We start from the raw sequence: 18,084 nt of genomic DNA on the forward strand, positions 1-18,084 counted from the left end.
TTACCTGTCAGGATCTCCGTTGTTTTACGAGTCGTGATTTACTAGAGGAGTGAGATGTTGCGCCATCCAGTCGGCAATAAACGGCTGGGCGTCACGGTTAGGATGAATACCATCATCCTGCATCCACTGGGGTTTCAGATAAACCTCTTCCATAAAAAAGGGCAGCAGAGGTATATCAAACTCTTTGGCGAGTTTTGGATAAATCGCGCTAAAGCTTTCATTATAACGGCGACCGTAGTTTGCCGGCAGACGAATTTGCATCAGCAGCGGTTCGGCATTTGCTGCTTTCACATCCTGCAGAATCGTGCGCAGGGTTTGTTCGGTTTGCGCAGGCGCAAAACCGCGCAGACCGTCGTTGCCGCCAAGTTCGACCAGCACCCAGCGCGGCTGGTGCTGCTTCAGTAATGCAGGCAGACGGGCCAGACCCTGCTGCGAGGTGTCGCCGCTAATACTGGCATTCACCACCGGCGTTTTGGTTTGCCATTTATCATTAAGTAGCGCAGGCCACGCGGCGCTGGCGGACATACGGTATCCGGCGCTCAGGCTGTCACCCAGAATTAATAACGTGTCCGCTGCGGCGGCGCGGAAAGTTAACAGGACCAGGAACAGGAAAGGCCAATGCCAGCGGAAAACATTGTTGAAGTTCATCATCTTAAGAAATCCGTCGGTCAGGGTGATCATGAGCTATCCATCCTTACCGGAGTTGAACTGGTTGTCAAACGTGCCGAGACCATTGCGCTGATTGGCGAGTCGGGTTCAGGAAAATCCACACTGCTGGCGATCCTCGCCGGGCTGGACGATGGCACCAGCGGTGAAGTCAGCCTGGTGGGGCAGGCGCTGCACACCATGGATGAAGAAGCCCGGGCACAGCTGCGGGCGCGACACGTGGGTTTTGTCTTCCAGTCATTCATGTTAATTCCGACCCTTAACGCGCTGGAAAACGTCGAGTTGCCCGCGTTGTTGCGCGGCGAAAACAGCGGAAAAAGTCGCGACGGGGCAAAAACGTTGCTGGAGCAACTGGGGCTGGGAAAACGTCTTGATCATCTTCCGGCCCAGCTTTCCGGTGGGGAGCAGCAGCGCGTGGCGCTGGCGCGGGCGTTTAACGGTCGCCCTGACGTGCTGTTTGCCGATGAACCGACGGGCAATCTGGACCGCCAGACCGGAGACAAAATCGCCGACCTGCTGTTTTCTCTGAACCGGGAACATGGCACCACTCTGATTCTGGTGACCCATGATTCTCAACTGGCGGCGCGTTGCGATCGGCGTTTACGCCTGGTGAACGGACAGTTGCAGGAGGAGGCATGATTGCACGCTGGTTCTGGCGCGAATGGCGCTCGCCTTCATTACTGATTGTCTGGCTGGCGCTGAGTCTGGCCGTGGCCTGCGTGCTGGCGCTGGGTAATATCAGCGATCGTATGGAAAAAGGGCTGAGCCAGCAAAGCCGTGAGTTTATGGCGGGAGATCGGTCGCTACAAAGTTCGCGTACCGTGCCGAAAGCGTGGATTGACGAGGCGCGACAGCGTGGCCTGAAAGTGGGCGAACAGCTGACCTTTGCCACTATGACCTTTGCCCGGGATACGCCGCAGTTGGCGAACGTCAAAGCGGTGGATGATGTGTATCCGATGTATGGCACGTTGCAAACCAATCCGCCGGGACTGAAACCTCAGCCAGGCTCGGTACTGCTGGCTCCGCGTCTGATGGCGTTGCTAAACTTAAAAATCGGTGATTCCATCGACGTGGGTGATGCCACGCTGCGCATCGCCGGGGAAGTGGTGCAGGAGCCGGACGCCGGTTTTAATCCGTTCCAGATAGCGCCGCGCCTGATGATGAACATGGCGGATGTCGAAAAAACGGCGGCGGTCCAGCCGGGGAGCCGGGTGACCTGGCGCTATAAATTTGGCGGGTCACCGCAGCAACTGGAAGCCTATGAAAAATGGCTGCTCCCGCAGTTAAAGCCTGAACAGCGCTGGTATGGGCTGGAGCAGGATGAAGGGGCGCTGGGGAAATCACTGGAGCGTTCGCAACAGTTCCTGCTGCTGTCGGCGCTGCTAACCCTGCTGCTGGCGGTCGCTGCGGTTGCCGTGGCGATGAGCCATTACTGCCGCAGTCGTTACGATCTGGTGGCTATTCTGAAAACCCTTGGCGCGGGCAGAGCACAGTTGCGCAGGCTAATTGTTGGTCAATGGCTGATGGTGCTGGTGCTGTCTGGCGTGACCGGAGGGTTATTCGGGCTGTTGTTTGAACGCGTGCTGGTGGTATTACTTAAGCCGGTACTGCCCGGCGAACTGCCGCCTGCCAGTCCCTGGCCGTGGCTATGGGCATTAGGCACCATGACGGTCATTTCTCTGCTGGTGGGGTTACGCCCTTACCGTTTGCTGCTGGCGACTCAGCCACTGCGGGTACTGCGCCGTGACGTGGTGGCAAACGTCTGGCCGCTGAAGTTTTATTTGCCGGTGGTATTGATAGTCGTGATTGCCCTGCTCGCCGGACTGATGGGCGGAAGTCCGCTGCTGTGGGCCGTGCTGGCCGGAGCGGTAGTGCTGGCGCTTTTGTGCGGGGTGCTCGGCTGGATGCTGCTCAACGTGCTGCGTGGCCTGACGCTCACCTCGCTGCCGCTGCGTTTAGCGGTCAGTCGGCTGTTGCGCCAGCCGTGGTCAACGCTCAGTCAGCTGTCGGCATTTTCGCTTTCCTTTATGTTGCTGGCGCTGCTGCTGGTACTGCGTGGCGACCTGCTCGACCGCTGGCAGCAGCAAATGCCGCCGGAAAGCCCGAACTATTTTCTCATCAACATTGCCACCGAACAGGTGGTTCCACTCAAGGCTTTCCTGGCTGAGCATCAGGTGATCCCGGAATCGTTCTATCCGATTGTGCGGGCGCGTCTGACGGCGATCAATGAGAAGCCGACCGAAGGCAATCACGATGAGGCGCTGAACCGTGAGCTTAATCTGACCTGGCAGGATACCCGACCGGATCATAACCCGATCGTTGCCGGAAGCTGGCCGCCAAAAGCGGGCGAAGTCTCGATGGAAGAGGGGCTGGCGAAACGGCTGAACGTCAAGCTTGGCGATCGGGTGACCTTTATGGGCGATACCCAGGATTTCAGCGCCACGGTCAGCAGTCTGCGCAAAGTGGACTGGGAAAGCCTGCGCCCCAACTTCTTCTTTATCTTTCCCTCCGGCGCGCTGGACGCTCAGCCGCAAAGCTGGTTAACCAGCTTTCGCTGGGAGAACGGCAATGGCATGCTGACGCAGCTTAACCGCGAATTCCCGACTATCAGCCTGCTGGATATTGGCGCAATCCTCAAACAGGTGAGCCAGGTGCTGGAGCAGGTGAGCCGGGCACTGGAGGTGATGGTGGTGCTGGTTACCGCTTGCGGTATGTTGCTGCTATTGGCACAGGTCCAGGTCGGAATGCGTCAGCGTCATCAGGAACTGGTGGTCTGGCGCACGCTGGGCGCGGGTAAGAAGCTGCTGCGTACCACGCTATGGTGCGAGTTCGCCATGCTCGGAATGGTCGCTGGACTGGTGGCTGCTATCGGCGCGGAAACCGCACTGGCGGTGCTGCAAACCCGAGTGTTTGATTTTCCGTGGGAGCCAGACTGGCGACTGTGGGTCGTGTTGCCGCTTTGTGGGGCATTGTTGCTCTCGTTATGCGGCGGATGGCTCGGTTCACGTCTGCTAAAAGGCAAAGCGCTGTTCCGTCAGTTCAGTAGTTAATTCATATTCGTGATGATTACGCACCGGTTTTTTAAATCGGTGCGTTTTTTATCTATGTAGCACAAATTGATAACTCATTGATATTTAACAGCACAGAACAATAAAAACCCGACAACACGAGTGTATTAATAAACGTTAATATTTGTATGCTGAATAATTGGCAGGCTATCTATCAAGGTACAAATAATGACTATAAAAAAAACGGCGCTGGCGGTATCGATCGGCGCAGCAGTGGCATTAACGACGTTCGCCTCCCAGGCGGAAATCACGGTCCTGAAACAAGATCCACAGGCGGGCAACCCGCTGAGCCGTCTTAACTTCACCGTTGGCGGGAGTATTCGTCCGCAGTTCCAGAATATGGCCGGTGATGATGGTAAGAATGGCTACAAACGTAATGGTTTCGACGGCGGGACGCGTTTCCGCTTCGCCGCTGATTACTATCTGTTTGATGACATCAGCTGGGTGAGTTATTACGAGCTGGGCGTTAACTTCCCGGCAATGTTCAACTGGGATAATCACTATGCTAACGGCGCCAACGATACCACGCGTCGTATGTTGTACACCGGTCTGAAGAGCGCGACCTGGGGTACGCTGACCTTCGGTCAACAGAACAGCATTTACTATGATGTGGTTGGTGCGAAAACGGATATCTGGGACTACGACATGATCGGTCAGGCACCAGGTAACGGTATCAATGGCGACTATGACGGTTCCTATCGTACGCGTAAATCACTGAAGTATAAGAAAACGGTTGGCGATGTTGATCTCTACGCATCTTATCTGTTCAGCGATGATTACAACCCGAACAACGGTCTGCGCTACAAGCGTAAAGGCGGTGGCTCGCTGGGTGTGGATTATCACATCACCGATGACCTGACCTGGGGTACAGCGTGGAACTACACCCGCGCGGAAATGCGTGGCGACACCAGCAAAACCTACGATCAAAACATCGTCGGTACCGCGCTGAGCTGGAAACCGGACAATTGGACCTTCTCGATGGGCGGCGGTTGGTATCAAAACTTCATGACCACCAAAAAAGTCTCTGTTAACGATTACTTTGCCGGTGATGCCTGGGGTCTGGAATATTTCGCGGGTTATACCTTCCCGGTTGGTCAGTATGCGCTGAAATCCGTTCAACCCTACGTTATGGGCGACCGTATTGAATACGTGAATGGTCGTAACTACCTGCGTACCGACAATGGTGTGGGTATCAGCTTCCAGCTGGACTACGGTTTCCGTGTGGATTACGAACACGTCTTCACCTCCAGCACCGACGATCTGGGTGATATGAACCTGGTTCGTCTGCGTTACGACTTCTAAGTCAATTTCCCTGCCAAAACCGGGTAACCAGAAGGTTATCCGGTTTTTTACTATCCTTTGCTGAAAAACACATTAGTACCTTCAGCGTACATTCAACGACATATCCCGCAACATCATGAAATAATTTCAAGGACAGCAGGTTGTGATCTGTGTCATGTTAACAATCAGCCTGTTAACAGGCCAACAAGAACAACGCCGCAAGAACGGCGTGAGACATGACACCACAACGTTAAAATGGAGAAATTATGGGATTGCGTCAGAGTTTACGCGTCGCGACCGGAGCGCTGTTACTGGCCTGTGGATTACAACTTGCTCATGCGAACAGTGACCCGCATACCATCGTGTTTGGCGTCGCACCTGGTCCGTACGGAGATATGGTGAAACAGGCCATTGCCCCTACGCTGAAAGAGAAAGGCTATAAGGTAGTGGTGCGCGAATTCAGCGACTACGTGCAGCCGAACATGGCGCTTTCCAACGGCAGTATTGATGCCAACTTGTTCCAGCACTCGCTCTACTTTGACAAATTCACCGCTGATAAAGGACTGAAGCTGAGCAAGCTGATTGTGGTCCCAACGGCCGGGATGGGTTTTTACTCACATAAAATCAAAAGCCTGGATGAGTTAAAAAAAGGGGATGTGATCACGCTTTCCAATGATCCAACCAACCTGGCTCGCGGTCTGCGTTTCCTGCAGTCTATTGGCCTTATTACCATCAAAGACACTATCGATCCGACTAAAGCCTCTGAGCGCGATATCGCCAGTAACCCGAAAGGGCTGGTGTTTAAGCCGCTGGAAGCGGCACAACTGCCGCGTACCCTGGACGGTGTGACCGGCGCGCTGGTCAACGGTAACTTTGCTGTGGCGGCAAAACTGGATCTCGCCAGTGCCATCAAGCAAGAGCATCTGGACGAAAATCTGAAAAATATCATAGCGGTACGCAGTGAAGATGCGGATAAACCGTTCGCGAAAGATATTGTGGCGGCGGTGAAATCTCCGGCGTATCGCGCGGTGATCGACGATCCGCAAAATATCTACAGCGCCTTCCAGAAACCGGAATGGATGTCGGCAGCCCAATAATCGCTGCGCACAAGGTTAACAGGGGCAGCGGCGACTGCCCTTTTCGCATTTCTGAGGTGGCTATGATTGAGATAGAAAAGGTTTGCGTGGATTTTAGCGCAGGCCGTGGACCATCAACCCGGGCGGTTGATGACGTCAGCTTGCGCATAGGCGCAGGTGAGATATTTGGCATTGTCGGGACCAGCGGCGCGGGGAAAAGTACGCTGCTGCGCACCCTGAACGCCTTAACGCGACCAAGCCTGGGAAGCGTAAAGGTTAACGGCGTAGAAATTTCCGCGCTGGAAGGGGCGCAACTACGTAAAGCCCGTCAGCGTATTGGGATGATTTTTCAGCATTTTAATCTGATGCATACCCGTACCGTGGCGCAAAACGTCGCTTTCAGCCTGAAGGCTGCCGGATGGGAGCGCAGTAAAATTGGCCCACGCGTCAGCGAAATCCTGACGCTGGTGGGGCTGTCTGACAAGGCGAACCGCTTTCCTGTGCAGCTCAGCGGGGGGCAAAAGCAGCGCGTTGGTATTGCCCGTGCGATTGCCAATCACCCCGATGTGCTGCTGTGTGATGAACCGACCTCTGCGCTGGATCTGGAAACGTCGGCAACTATTCTGGCATTGCTTAAGCAGATCAACCAACAGCTGGGGATCACGATCGTGCTGATCACTCACGAGATGAACGTGATCAAATCGATTTGCGATCGTGTGGCGGTGATGTCCGGCGGCAAGGTGGTGGAGTCCGGTGAAGTGTTTGACGTTTTTGCTCACCCGCAGCACGCTTTCACGCAGCAACTGGTGTCGCATACCCTCAATCTGACGCTACCCGAACGCTTGCGCCAGCATTTGCCTGGCCAGTTGCTGAAAATTCTGTTCATCGGCGATTCGGCGGAACAGCCGGTGTTGTCAGAAGTCGCGGTTAAATTTGGTGTGGCGGTGAACATTCTGCACGGCAAAATTGAATATATCGGCGAGCGTGCGCTGGGAATTCTGGTGGTGCAACTGACCGCGCCGCATAACCCTTCTGCGGTGGATGTCGCCGTGGAGCATATTCGTCAACGCACGGCACAGGTGGAGGTGATTCGTGGATGATTTATTGCCTGATTTGACGCTGGCGTTTAATGAAACCTTTCAGATGCTGAGCATCTCTACGGTGCTGGCGATTATTGGCGGTCTGCCGCTCGGTTTTCTTATTTTCGTCACCGACCGGCATTTATTCTGGCAAAACCGTTTTGTGTATCTACTCAGCTCCGTGCTGGTGAATATCATCCGTTCGGTGCCGTTTGTGATCCTGCTGGTGCTGCTGCTGCCGCTCACCCAGTTTTTACTCGGAAATACCATTGGGCCGATTGCGGCGTCGGTCCCGCTCTCGGTGGCGGCAATCGCTTTTTATGCTCGTCTGGTCGACAGCGCACTGCGCGAAGTCGATAAAGGCATTATTGAAGCGGCGGAAGCCTTTGGCGCCAGCCCGATGCGCATCATCTGCACCGTTCTGTTACCTGAAGCGAGCGCGGGTCTGCTGCGTGGGTTGACGATAACGCTGGTGAGTCTGATCGGTTACTCCGCGATGGCCGGAATCGTTGGCGGCGGTGGGGTAGGCGACCTGGCGATTCGCTTTGGTTATTACCGCTACGAAACCCAGGTCATGATCGTCACCGTGGTGGCGCTGATTATTCTGGTACAGGTCGTTCAGGTGCTGGGCGACTGGCTGGCGAAACGCGCGGATAAGCGCGACAGACACTGATCACTGTGCGTTAAGCCATCCGGCAACGTCCTGCCATGTGCCGCGAAAGACGACTTTCGCGGCTTTCTTTTCCAGTTGATAACGATACATCGGGTCGTAATACTCGTTGAGCAACGGTACCAGCCAGCCCATATGGGCGTCGGTACTGCCCGTCGCTTGCTGTTCGCGCAGAGCCACGTCGAGCAGGGCGGTCAGCTCGGCAAAACGTTGTAAACCCAGACGGCGGCGAATAGCAAACAGGCCGTGGTGCAGATACTCGCTATACTCCTGCCAGCCCTGACTCTCGCCATAAGCATGGGTAAAATCGTGGTGCATCCGCACGAAATACTCTTCGCGCAGTCGCTCCAGACGACGCTCAAAAGGATCGTCCACCACTGCAATAGATGCCTGGGTCATGCGTTCGCGCAGGCATTCGGGTAGATGATTAGCCCCGATCATGCGGCCTTCATCTTCCAGTACCCACAGACGCAGATCCTGACGGCTGTCGGTTCTGAGCATTTCGACCGCCAGCAGGTTTTCAAAACTCGCCTGACTCAACTGCGGTTCAACGGTGCGACCAAACGAGGAACCGCGATGGTGCGCCAGACCTTCGAGATCCACGCCGTTCGGCTGCTGTTGCACCAGCTGCGTTTTACCGTTCCCGGTACAGCCGCCAATTAAGACGATCGGCTTTTGCACTAATTCTTCCGTCAGCTGAATCGCCGCCTGACGCAGGGCTTTGTAGCCGCCGTGTATCAGCGGGTAGTCAATCCCGGACTCGTGCAGCCACTGCTGCACAATGTGCGAACGCTGACCGCCGCGCGCGCAGCATAAATAACCCGCAGGATTTTGACGACAGGCATCCAGCCAGGCCTTCATACGTTGTTGGCGAGTCTCGCCGCAGACCAATTGATGGCCGAGCGTGAGGGCTGCCTCGGGTCCCTGACGTTTATAACAGGTACCCACGGCGGCACGTTCGTCATCGTTCATTAGGGGAAGGTTGATTGCGCCCGGCATTGCGCCTTGCAGAAATTCGACGGGGGCGCGTACATCGATTATAGGCGTACCAGCGAGCAAAATTGCGCGATAGTCCTGTGCTGTTTGTGTGTCTTGCATAGTAAAAAACGAAACCTCAAATCATCCTGTGTACTATTTTACGCGCCAAATGAGAGGATGACTTGATTTTCAATCGCGTGCATTGTTGAAAATTGCTAAAAATCCGGCGATTTCCGGTTTTCGCTGGGTAAACAGCGCCACAATATCTTCTACGGCCTTACCCGCGCCAAACTTATGCCACGCGAGGCTTAAGGGGGAAGGGGGACGCATGGTCGGGATGATACTGCTGACCAGTTGGCCGCTATCCAGTAACGGTTGGCAGAGCGGCTGAGGAACGAATCCAATACCCACGCCCGCAAGATGCGCCGCAATCTTGGTTTCCATGTCCGGTACGATGATCTCCTTTTGTCCGGGAAGACGCCATGCGACCCGTTTGGTCAGGGTCCGCGCGCTGTCCTCAATGTTAATTGCCGGAAAGCGGCGCAACTGCGCTTCTGTCAATGAGCCGCTGACGTCTGCTAGTGGATGATCCGCTGACATGACAAATCGCCACTGAACAGAACCCAAAGGATCGAGGGTAAAGGTGTTTGCCATCGGTTCCGTGCCGGTTACGCCGATAGCCAGCGAGAATCCTTCGTACAAGAGTGAATCCCATACGCCCATATAAATTTGCCGGGAAAAGTGAAACTGAGTAAAGGGGTAGCGGGCGTTAAGCCAGGATAACAGGCGAGCGACGGCTTCAGGGCTGTACAGCAGGTTGTTGACCACAATATTCACCTGGCGCTCTACGCCGTCATTCACTTGCTGTAATTCGCTGGGCATGCTGTCCAGCCAGGCGAGCCAGTCTTTTGCCTGGGAAAGAAGGTGAGAACCTGCGGCGGTTAACGTCACGCTTCGGGTGGTGCGAAAAAACAGCGCGACGCCGGTATTTTCTTCCAGAAGCTTAATGCGGTAACTGATGGTGGCCGTGGTTTTACACAAGCGATCCGCTGCCCGGGAGAAACTTCCCGTTTCGGCGACGCCGATAAAGGTACGTAGTGTTTCCGGGTCAAACATTTTCAGCTACTCCCTAAATGATCTTCTGCAAGCCTGATTTCTTGTTCTCTGATTTATAAGTATTTTTGCATAATGACCTTGTTTAAATTGTGGTCTAAATCTAGTTTTGGAAAATTTTTCCAATTTTTGTGTTGATGTTAAATCACGAAGGTTTTAGATTGCATGGTATTGAAGCCGCTAAGTGTTCTGACTGCGGTTCAGCAGAATTCAGTTACAAGGAAATGATGATGAAACTAGAGGTACTACCGTTAAATCAGCACGCGTTCAGCGCCTATGGCGATGTGATAGAAACTCATAAACGTGATTTTTTTCATATCAATGATGGGCTCGTTGAACGTTATCACGACCTGGCCAATGTGGAGATACTTAAGCAGGATCGCACGCTCATCAGTATCAACCGCGCGCAACCAGCGGCGATGCCGATTGTTGTGCATGAGCTGGAGCGCCACCCGCTAGGCACTCAGGCATTTATGCCTATGAATGGCGAAGCGTTTGTGGTGATTGTCGCGCTCGGCGAGGACAAACCTGACCTTTCCACTTTAAAAGCCTTTATCACCAATGGCCAACAGGGTGTGAATTACCACCGAAATGTCTGGCATCACCCGCTGTTTGCCTGGCAAACCGTGACCAATTTTCTGACCGTCGATCGTGGTGGTAGCGATAATTGCGATGTTGAAAGTATCCCGGCACATGAGCTCTGTTTTGCGTGACGCTATCGGCCTTCTTGCTTAATATGCGCATATTGTTCATTGTTTATGCTCATATTTTGGGCCGGAGTAAACGTAGTGGAGACGGAAGTAAGACGGCGCGGCAGGCCTGGACAGGCGGAGCCGGTTGCGCAGAAAGGCGCTCAGGCGCTTGAGAGAGGCATTGCGATTTTGCAGTATCTCGAAAGAAGTGGAGGCAGTTCGTCAGTTAGCGATATTTCCGGCAGTCTGGATTTACCGCTCTCCACGACTTTTCGCCTGTTGAAGGTTTTACAGGGTGCTGATTTTGTCTATCAGGACAGCCAGTTAGGCTGGTGGCACATCGGTTTAGGCGTATTCAATGTGGGCTCTGCGTATATTCATAATCGCGACGTCCTGTCGGTAGCCGGACCGTTTATGCACCGATTAATGCTGCTGTCAGGCGAAACGGTTAATGTCGCAATTCGCAATGGCACCGAAGCGGTGTTGATTGGTCAGAAGGAGTGCAAATCGATGGTCAGAATGTGCGCACCTTTAGGCAGTCGTATGCCGTTACATGCTTCCGGCGCGGGAAAAGCGCTGCTTTATCCGTTGATGGAAGAAGAGTTAATGGACATCATCGTGAAAACGGGTTTGCAGCAATTTACGCCAACCACGTTGGTGGATTTTCCTACTCTGCTGCGCAATCTGGAAATGGCGCGTGAGAATGGGTATATCGTCGATCACGAAGAGCATGTTATTGGATTGAATTGCATTGCATCAGCTATCTATGATGATGCAGGCAGTGTCGTTGCTGCCATCTCTATTTCGGGGCCCGCATCCAGACTGACGGAAGATCGTTTTATCAGTCAGGGAGAACTGGTACGGGATACTGCACGAGATATCAGTACGGCGCTGGGTTTAAAAACCCCCGTAGCTTAAGTCGCAACCCGCTCAGAGGAGCGGGACTTTTTTGGATCTTTTCAAAGTTGGAAAGTTTTTCCAATTAATAGAGGTAGAAAGAAAATGGCAAAAATGAGAGCCGTTGACGCGGCAATGTATGTGCTGGAAAAAGAAGGTATCACCACCGCATTTGGGGTTCCTGGAGCGGCAATTAACCCGTTCTATTCCGCAATGCGTAAGCACGGAGGCATCCGTCACATTCTGGCTCGTCATGTTGAAGGCGCTTCCCATATGGCGGAAGGCTATACGCGTGCGACGGCAGGAAACATTGGCGTTTGCCTTGGCACTTCTGGTCCGGCAGGCACTGATATGATCACTGCGCTGTATTCCGCCTCTGCTGATTCTATTCCAATTTTATGCATCACCGGTCAGGCCCCTCGCGCTCGCCTGCATAAGGAAGATTTTCAGGCTGTTGATATTGAATCTATTGCCAAACCGGTCAGCAAAATGGCGGTAACAGTGCGTGAAGCCGCACTGCTTCCCCGGGTTTTGCAGCAGGCATTCCATGTCATGCGCTCTGGTCGTCCTGGTCCGGTATTGATCGATTTACCTTTTGATATTCAGGTTGAAGAAATCGAATTCGATCCCGACATGTATGAACCGCTGCCAGTCTACAAGCCTGCAGCCAGCCGCAAACAGATTGAGAAAGCATTGGAAATGCTGATTCAGGCTGAGCGTCCGGTCATCGTGGCTGGGGGCGGGGTGATTAATGCTGATGCCAGCGAATTGCTGCAACGTTTTGCAGAATTAACCAACGTACCGGTAATTCCTACGCTGATGGGCTGGGGATGCATCCCGGACGATCATGAGTTAATGGCCGGAATGGTGGGGTTACAAACGGCGCATCGTTACGGAAACGCCACGCTGCTGGCCTCCGATATGGTGTTCGGTATTGGTAACCGTTTTGCTAACAGACACACAGGCTCCGTCGCGAAATATACCGAAGGGCGCAAAATCATTCATATCGATATTGAGCCGACGCAAATTGGCCGCGTCCTGTGCCCGGATTTAGGAATCGTTTCGGATGCCAAAGCTGCGCTAACTTTGCTGATCGACGTTGCTCAGGAGATGCAGAAAGCCGGTCGTTTACCTTGCCGGAATACCTGGGTTGATGAATGTCAGCAGCGTAAGCGGACGCTACTGCGTAAAACCCACTTCGACAATGTCCCGGTTAAACCGCAGCGTGTTTATGAAGAGATGAATAAAGCCTTTGGTCGTGATGTTTGCTACGTCACTACCATTGGGTTATCGCAAATTGCCGCTGCGCAAATGCTGCACGTATTTAAGGATCGTCATTGGATCAACTGCGGTCAGGCAGGCCCTCTTGGCTGGACGCTGCCCGCGGCATTAGGGGTTTGCGTGGCTGACCCAACGCGTAACGTTGTTGGGATTTCCGGTGATTTTGACTTCCAGTTCCTGATCGAAGAACTGGCAGTGGGCGCACAGTTCAACATTCCTTACATCCATGTGCTGGTCAACAACGCCTATCTCGGCCTGATTCGCCAGTCGCAGCGTGCTTTTGATATGGATTACTGCGTCCAACTGGCGTTCGAAAATATCAACTCCAGCGAAGTAAACGGCTATGGCGTTGATCACGTCAAAGTGGCTGAGGGATTAGGTTGTAAAGCCATCCGCGTATTTAAACCTGAAGATCTTGCTCCGGCATTTGAACAAGCCAAAGCTCTGATGGCACAGTACCGCGTTCCGGTTGTGGTCGAAGTGATCCTTGAGCGCGTGACCAACATCTCTATGGGCAGTGAGCTGGATAATGTCACCGAGTTTGAAGAGATTGCGGACGGTGCGATGGATGCACCAACCGAAACCTGTTTTATGAAATACGAATAGAAGGGGTGACAGATGTTACGTTTCTCAGCCAATCTTTCCATGCTGTTTCTGGAATACAGTTTTCTTGAACGCTTCGATAAAGCGGCACAATCGGGATTTCGTGGCGTAGAGTTTATGTTTCCCTACGATTACGACATTGACGTATTAAAGGAAAAGCTGCAGGTCAACCAGCTGGAGCATACGCTGCATAATCTTCCTGCCGGAGACTGGGCGGCGGGTGAACGCGGTATCGCCTGTATTCCAGGTCGCGAAGAAGAATTTCGCGATGGTGTCGCGGCGGCTGTTCGTTATGCGAAGGGGCTCGGCAATAAGAAGATCAATTGCCTGGTAGGTAAAACTCCTGCGGGGTTTTCTGCCGAACAGATCCAGCAGACGTTGGTGGAAAACCTGCGCTATGCGGCAAATATGTTAGCGAAAGAAGATATTTTATTGCTGATTGAGCCAATCAACCATTTTGATATTCCTGGATTCCATCTCACCGGGACCCAGCAGGCGCTGGCTTTAATCGATAGTGTCGGTTGCAATAATATCAAGATTCAGTATGACATTTACCATATGCAGCGTATGGAAGGGGAATTAACCCAGACCATGACTACGTGGGCAAATAAAATAGGTCATTTGCAAATTGCCGATAACCCTCGTCGTGGAGAACCAGGAACCGGGGAAATTAATTATGACTTTATTTTTAAGTTTATCGATAAATCAGGTTATGACGGTTGGATTGGTTGCGAATATAAACCATTGACCACCACCGAAGCGGGATTATCGTGGATTAATCAATATCGATAATTTTTAAGGAATTTCAGGTAACGCCATTTTTCCACCGTTCTGGAAGGGGATTGTGTTGCCTGAATTCGGGAAAACCGACAGAGATATAAGAGGTTAAAATGAAACTGGGATTTATTGGTCTGGGTATTATGGGTTCGCCAATGGCGATTAATCTGGCTCGCGCCGGACATCAATTACATGTCACGACCATTGGTCCGGTTGCGGACGAATTGCTGTCATTGGGGGCAGTTAATGTTGAAACTGCGCGTCAGGTAACTGATTTTGCAGACATCATCTTCATAATGGTTCCGGACACGCCGCAGGTGGAAGAAGTGCTTTTTGGTGAACACGGTTGTGCCAAAACCGCATTGCAGGGAAAAACCATTGTCGATATGAGTTCTATCTCTCCTATCGAAACCAAACGTTTTGCGAAACAGGTTAATGCGTTGGGCGGGGATTACCTCGATGCGCCCGTCTCTGGCGGGGAAATTGGCGCTCGCGAAGGTACCTTGTCCATTATGGTTGGCGGTGAGCCAGATGTATTTGCACGGGTCAAACCGCTGTTTGATATTCTGGGTAAAAATATCACGCTGGTAGGCGGTAATGGTGATGGTCAAACCTGTAAAGTGGCTAACCAAATTATCGTTGCCTTAAATATTGAAGCTGTTTCAGAGGCGTTAGTCTTCGCTTCGAAAGCTGGCGCGGATCCCGTTCGCGTGCGGCAGGCATTAATGGGGGGATTTGCCTCTTCTCGAATTCTGGAAGTACATGGTGAGCGTATGATCAAGCGCACCTTTGAGCCCGGTTTCAAAATTGCATTGCATCAAAAAGATCTCAATCTTGCATTACAAAGCGCAAGGGCTCTGTCATTAAATCTGCCTAATACAGCAACTTGTCAGGAATTATTTAATACCTGTGCCGCGAATGGGGGTAGCCAGTTGGATCACTCGGCCATGGTTCAGGCGTTGGAGTTAATGGCAAATCATAAATTATCATGATCATTCGTATCGCTGCGCTCACTGCAGCGATACATTTTAATCAGACACACTTTGGAAAGGTGCATGTCATGAGTGAAAAGAGAACATCCGGTATTGAATATTGGAAGAAGATCGTCGTCGTAATGAGTCTGGGTTGGGTAGCAATATGGATATATCGCACCGTGCTCACACCTATTTATCCTGAAATTCAGGCATCGCTGGGTAATGTCAGCAATGCTGAAATAGGTGCTATCGCCAGTTTTTATTTCTTCGCCTATTGCAGTATGCAAATTCCCTGCGGAATTCTGGTCGATAAGCTTGGCCAGAAAATTATGCTGATGTGTGGGTTTACGCTGTTTATTATTGGTACGCTGAGTATTGCAAAAGCCACTGGACTGGTGATGATCTATGCGGGTTCGTTAATGGCGGGAGCGGGTTGCGCCTCTTTCTTTAGTTCAGCGTATTCACTCTCTTCGGCAAATGTCCCACAGGCTCGTCGGGCACTGGCAAACGCCATTATTAATAGCGGCTCTGCAATTGGGATGGGGATCGGTTTAATCGGTTCCAGCGTGCTGGTAAAAAGCATGAGCATGGCCTGGCAAAATGTGTTGTTCCTGGTTGCTGCCATTCTGGTGGTGATGCTGTGCATATTCACTTTGGTTATCCGTGGTAAGGCAAAAAATGAAGTACCTGCTGCAGATCAGAAAATTCAAACGGTAACGGCATCAGAAGAGAAGAGCCCGCCGCTGTTTTCGGGTCTGTTATGTAGCGTGTACTTCCTCTACTTCTGTACCTGCTATGGCTATTACCTGATCGTGACCTGGCTCCCGTCTTATCTGCAGACTGAACGAGGATTTGATGGCGGTGCGATTGGGGTAGCCTCGGCGTTAGTCGCCGTGGTGGGTGTCCCTGGCGCATTATTCTTTAGCCATCTGTCCGATAAGTTTCGCAACAGCAAAGTCAAAGTCATTCTTGGTCTGGAAATCATGGCCGCCGCAATGCTGGTATTTACGGTGTTGTCGCCGAATACTACCATGTTGATGGTCAGCCTGACTCTGTACGGTTTATTGGGAAAAATGGCGGTGGATCCGATTCTGATCTCCTTTGTTTCTGAGCAAGCGTCATCAAAAACGCTGGGCAGAGCATTTAGCCTGTTTAACTTCTTTGGCATGAGCTCAGCTGTTATTGCGCCAACATTAACCGGATTTATTTCTGATTTGACGGGCTCTAAAGAAATAAGCTTTGTTATCTCCGCCTGTCTGGTTGTTACCGGAACGCTTATTTTTGCGGCCGTCACATTATATAAAAAGAAAGCGACGACAGTCATTGCTTCAGCATAAAAATATAATTAAAACTATTTAACTTATTTTCTATTGTTTTTGTTCCGCATAGCTAAACCCATTACAACGTTATCCGATACGTGACAAGAGGGATTTATGGAACATCAAAGAGATCTATATCAACAACGTGGTTATAGTGACGACTTATTACCAAAAACAGCCGAGCAACGAAACTGGAAAACATTCAACTATTTTACATTATGGATGGGGTCTGTGCATAACGTACCTAATTACGTTATGGTTGGTGGGTTCTTTATTCTTGGGCTTTCCACATTCAGCATCATGCTGGCTATTATTATTAGTGCATTGTTTATTGCGTTAGTTATGGTAATGAACGGTGCAGCCGGAAGTAAATACGGTGTACCTTTTGCAATGATTCTGCGTGGCTCGTATGGCGTACGCGGAGCGCTCTTCCCGGGACTCTTGAGAGGGGGGATTGCAGCAATTATGTGGTTCGGTCTGCAATGTTATGCCGGATCGCTGGCATTTCTTATTCTGATTGGCAAGATATGGCCAGGGTTTTTAACGCTGGGCGGTGACTTTACCTTATTAGGGCTTTCTCTGCCGGGGCTGATTACATTTCTTATTTTTTGGCTCATTAACGTCGGTATTGGTTTTGGTGGTGGTAAGGTATTAAATAAATTTACCGCAATCCTCAACCCCTGTATTTATATTGTATTCGGCGGGATGGCTATCTGGGCGATATCCCTGGTAGGAATTGGACCGATTCTGGACTACATTCCTGGCGGCGTACAAAAAGCGGGCAACAGCGGATTCCTGTTTCTGGTTGTTATCAACGCGGTTGTTGCGGTATGGGCCGCTCCGGCGGTGAGCGCATCCGATTTTACGCAAAATGCCCACTCATTTCGTGAACAAGCGTTGGGCCAGACGCTAGGGCTCATTGTCGCATACGTGCTATTTGCCATTGCCAGCGTGTGCATAATCGCCGGTGCCAGTATTCATTACGGAATGGATACGTGGAATGTGCTGGATATCGTGCAGCGTTGGGACAGTTTGTTTGCCTCGTTTTTTGCGGTACTGGTTATTTTAATGACGACAATCTCTACGAACGCTACCGGTAATATTATTCCTGCTGGTTATCAGATTGCCGCTATTGCACCTACTAAGTTAACGTATAAAAACGGTGTATTGATCGCCAGTATTATTAGTTTGCTGATTTGTCCGTGGAAGTTAATGGAAAATCAGAGCAGTATTTATCTGTTTCTGGATATTATCGGCGGGATGCTTGGCCCTGTTATTGGGGTTATGTTAGCGCATTATTTTGTCGTGATGCGCGGAAAAATTAATCTTGATGAATTATATACCGCCAGCGGTGATTACCAATATTATGAAAACGGATTTAATCTGACAGCCTTCTCCGTAACGTTAGTGGCAGTCATTCTTTCACTGGGGGGTAAATTTATTCCTCTGCTTGAACCGTTATCGCGAGTGTCGTGGTTTGTTGGCGTTATTGTCGCATTTGTCGCCTATGCCTTGCTGAAGAAAAAATCAGTTGCTGAATCAGCCAGAGCGCAAAAAGCCACAGGACAGATGTGATGAAGTCAGTAATCGCTTATTTAAGCGTGAGTTAT

Annotated in this window: 16 protein-coding genes; 13 read left to right on the forward strand and 3 right to left on the reverse strand. The window is 51.6% G+C overall.

Annotation, left to right across the window (positions count from 1 at the left end; genetic code table 11):
* Positions 1-24: 24 nt before the first annotated feature.
* The gene (gene tesA, locus OGV65_RS17900; RefSeq protein WP_029139446.1) at positions 25-648 is read right to left on the reverse strand and encodes a multifunctional acyl-CoA thioesterase I/protease I/lysophospholipase L1; all 624 of its coding nucleotides are present in this window, start codon (positions 646-648) and stop codon (positions 25-27) included.
* On the opposite strand from tesA, the gene ybbA reads away from it, so the two are divergent.
* The 6 genes from ybbA to OGV65_RS17930 all read left to right on the forward strand — a co-directional run bounded on the left by ybbA (position 619) and on the right by OGV65_RS17930 (position 7,843).
* The gene (ybbA, locus tag OGV65_RS17905; RefSeq protein ID WP_016152113.1) at positions 619-1,305 is read left to right on the forward strand and encodes a putative ABC transporter ATP-binding protein YbbA; all 687 of its coding nucleotides are present in this window, start codon (positions 619-621) and stop codon (positions 1,303-1,305) included. The two genes, tesA and ybbA, sit on opposite strands and share 30 nt — an antisense overlap.
* Positions 1,302-3,716, forward strand: coding sequence for a putative ABC transporter permease subunit YbbP (gene ybbP / locus OGV65_RS17910; protein WP_286455295.1), 2,415 nt, complete (start codon positions 1,302-1,304; stop codon positions 3,714-3,716). Before ybbA ends, ybbP begins: the two co-directional genes overlap by 4 nt.
* A 186-nt stretch (positions 3,717-3,902) precedes the next feature.
* On the forward strand, positions 3,903-5,036 hold the full coding sequence (locus OGV65_RS17915) for a porin (RefSeq protein ID WP_047416825.1): 1,134 nt from the start codon (positions 3,903-3,905) through the stop codon (positions 5,034-5,036).
* A 245-nt stretch (positions 5,037-5,281) separates the two neighbouring features.
* Positions 5,282-6,112, forward strand: a complete 831-nt coding sequence (locus tag OGV65_RS17920; protein WP_016152116.1) for a MetQ/NlpA family ABC transporter substrate-binding protein — start codon at positions 5,282-5,284, stop codon at positions 6,110-6,112.
* A 62-nt stretch (positions 6,113-6,174) separates the two neighbouring features.
* Positions 6,175-7,191, forward strand: a complete 1,017-nt coding sequence (sfbB, locus tag OGV65_RS17925) for a virulence-associated ABC transporter ATP-binding protein SfbB (protein WP_046276103.1) — start codon at positions 6,175-6,177, stop codon at positions 7,189-7,191.
* A complete protein-coding gene (locus tag OGV65_RS17930; RefSeq protein WP_003831085.1) occupies positions 7,184-7,843 on the forward strand; it encodes a methionine ABC transporter permease in 660 nt (219 codons plus the stop codon). The genes sfbB and OGV65_RS17930 overlap by 8 nt, the downstream gene beginning before the upstream one ends.
* Here OGV65_RS17930 and mnmH read toward each other — a convergent pair whose 3' ends face one another.
* Positions 7,844-8,938 (reverse strand): tRNA 2-selenouridine(34) synthase MnmH, encoded by a 1,095-nt coding sequence (gene mnmH / locus OGV65_RS17935; protein WP_200107503.1) that lies wholly within the window; start codon positions 8,936-8,938, stop codon positions 7,844-7,846.
* 69 nt (positions 8,939-9,007) lie between these two features.
* Positions 9,008-9,934 (reverse strand): HTH-type transcriptional activator AllS, encoded by a 927-nt coding sequence (gene allS, locus OGV65_RS17940; RefSeq protein ID WP_104651323.1) that lies wholly within the window; start codon positions 9,932-9,934, stop codon positions 9,008-9,010.
* A gap of 227 nt (positions 9,935-10,161) precedes the next feature.
* On the opposite strand from allS, the gene allA reads away from it, so the two are divergent.
* The 7 genes from allA (at position 10,162) to OGV65_RS17975 (ending at position 18,049) form a co-directional block, all read left to right on the forward strand.
* Positions 10,162-10,644 carry an ureidoglycolate lyase gene (gene allA, locus OGV65_RS17945; RefSeq protein ID WP_181221920.1) on the forward strand — a complete coding sequence of 161 codons (483 nt, stop codon included), beginning with the start codon at positions 10,162-10,164 and terminating at the stop codon, positions 10,642-10,644.
* A gap of 45 nt (positions 10,645-10,689) precedes the next feature.
* Positions 10,690-11,541: an HTH-type transcriptional repressor AllR gene (allR, locus tag OGV65_RS17950; RefSeq protein ID WP_181220724.1), complete on the forward strand. Its 852-nt coding sequence runs from the start codon at positions 10,690-10,692 to the stop codon at positions 11,539-11,541.
* Positions 11,542-11,625: 84 nt separating this feature from the next.
* A complete protein-coding gene (gcl, locus tag OGV65_RS17955; protein ID WP_181220723.1) occupies positions 11,626-13,407 on the forward strand; it encodes a glyoxylate carboligase in 1,782 nt (593 codons plus the stop codon).
* Positions 13,408-13,419: 12 nt separating this feature from the next.
* Entirely contained in the window at positions 13,420-14,196 is a 777-nt protein-coding gene (hyi, locus tag OGV65_RS17960; protein ID WP_200107504.1) for a hydroxypyruvate isomerase, read from the forward strand.
* 98 nt (positions 14,197-14,294) lie between these two features.
* Positions 14,295-15,173, forward strand: coding sequence for a 2-hydroxy-3-oxopropionate reductase (gene glxR / locus OGV65_RS17965; protein ID WP_200107505.1), 879 nt, complete (start codon positions 14,295-14,297; stop codon positions 15,171-15,173).
* Between the two features lie 68 nt (positions 15,174-15,241).
* Positions 15,242-16,492, forward strand: a complete 1,251-nt coding sequence (locus OGV65_RS17970; RefSeq protein WP_181220721.1) for an MFS transporter — start codon at positions 15,242-15,244, stop codon at positions 16,490-16,492.
* A 96-nt stretch (positions 16,493-16,588) separates the two neighbouring features.
* Positions 16,589-18,049, forward strand: a complete 1,461-nt coding sequence (locus tag OGV65_RS17975) for an allantoin transporter (protein WP_181546120.1) — start codon at positions 16,589-16,591, stop codon at positions 18,047-18,049.
* Positions 18,050-18,084: the final 35 nt, after the last annotated feature.

This window comes from Citrobacter sp. Cb004, assembly GCF_030337065.1.
Taxonomy (GTDB): Bacteria; Pseudomonadota; Gammaproteobacteria; order Enterobacterales; family Enterobacteriaceae; genus Citrobacter; species Citrobacter braakii.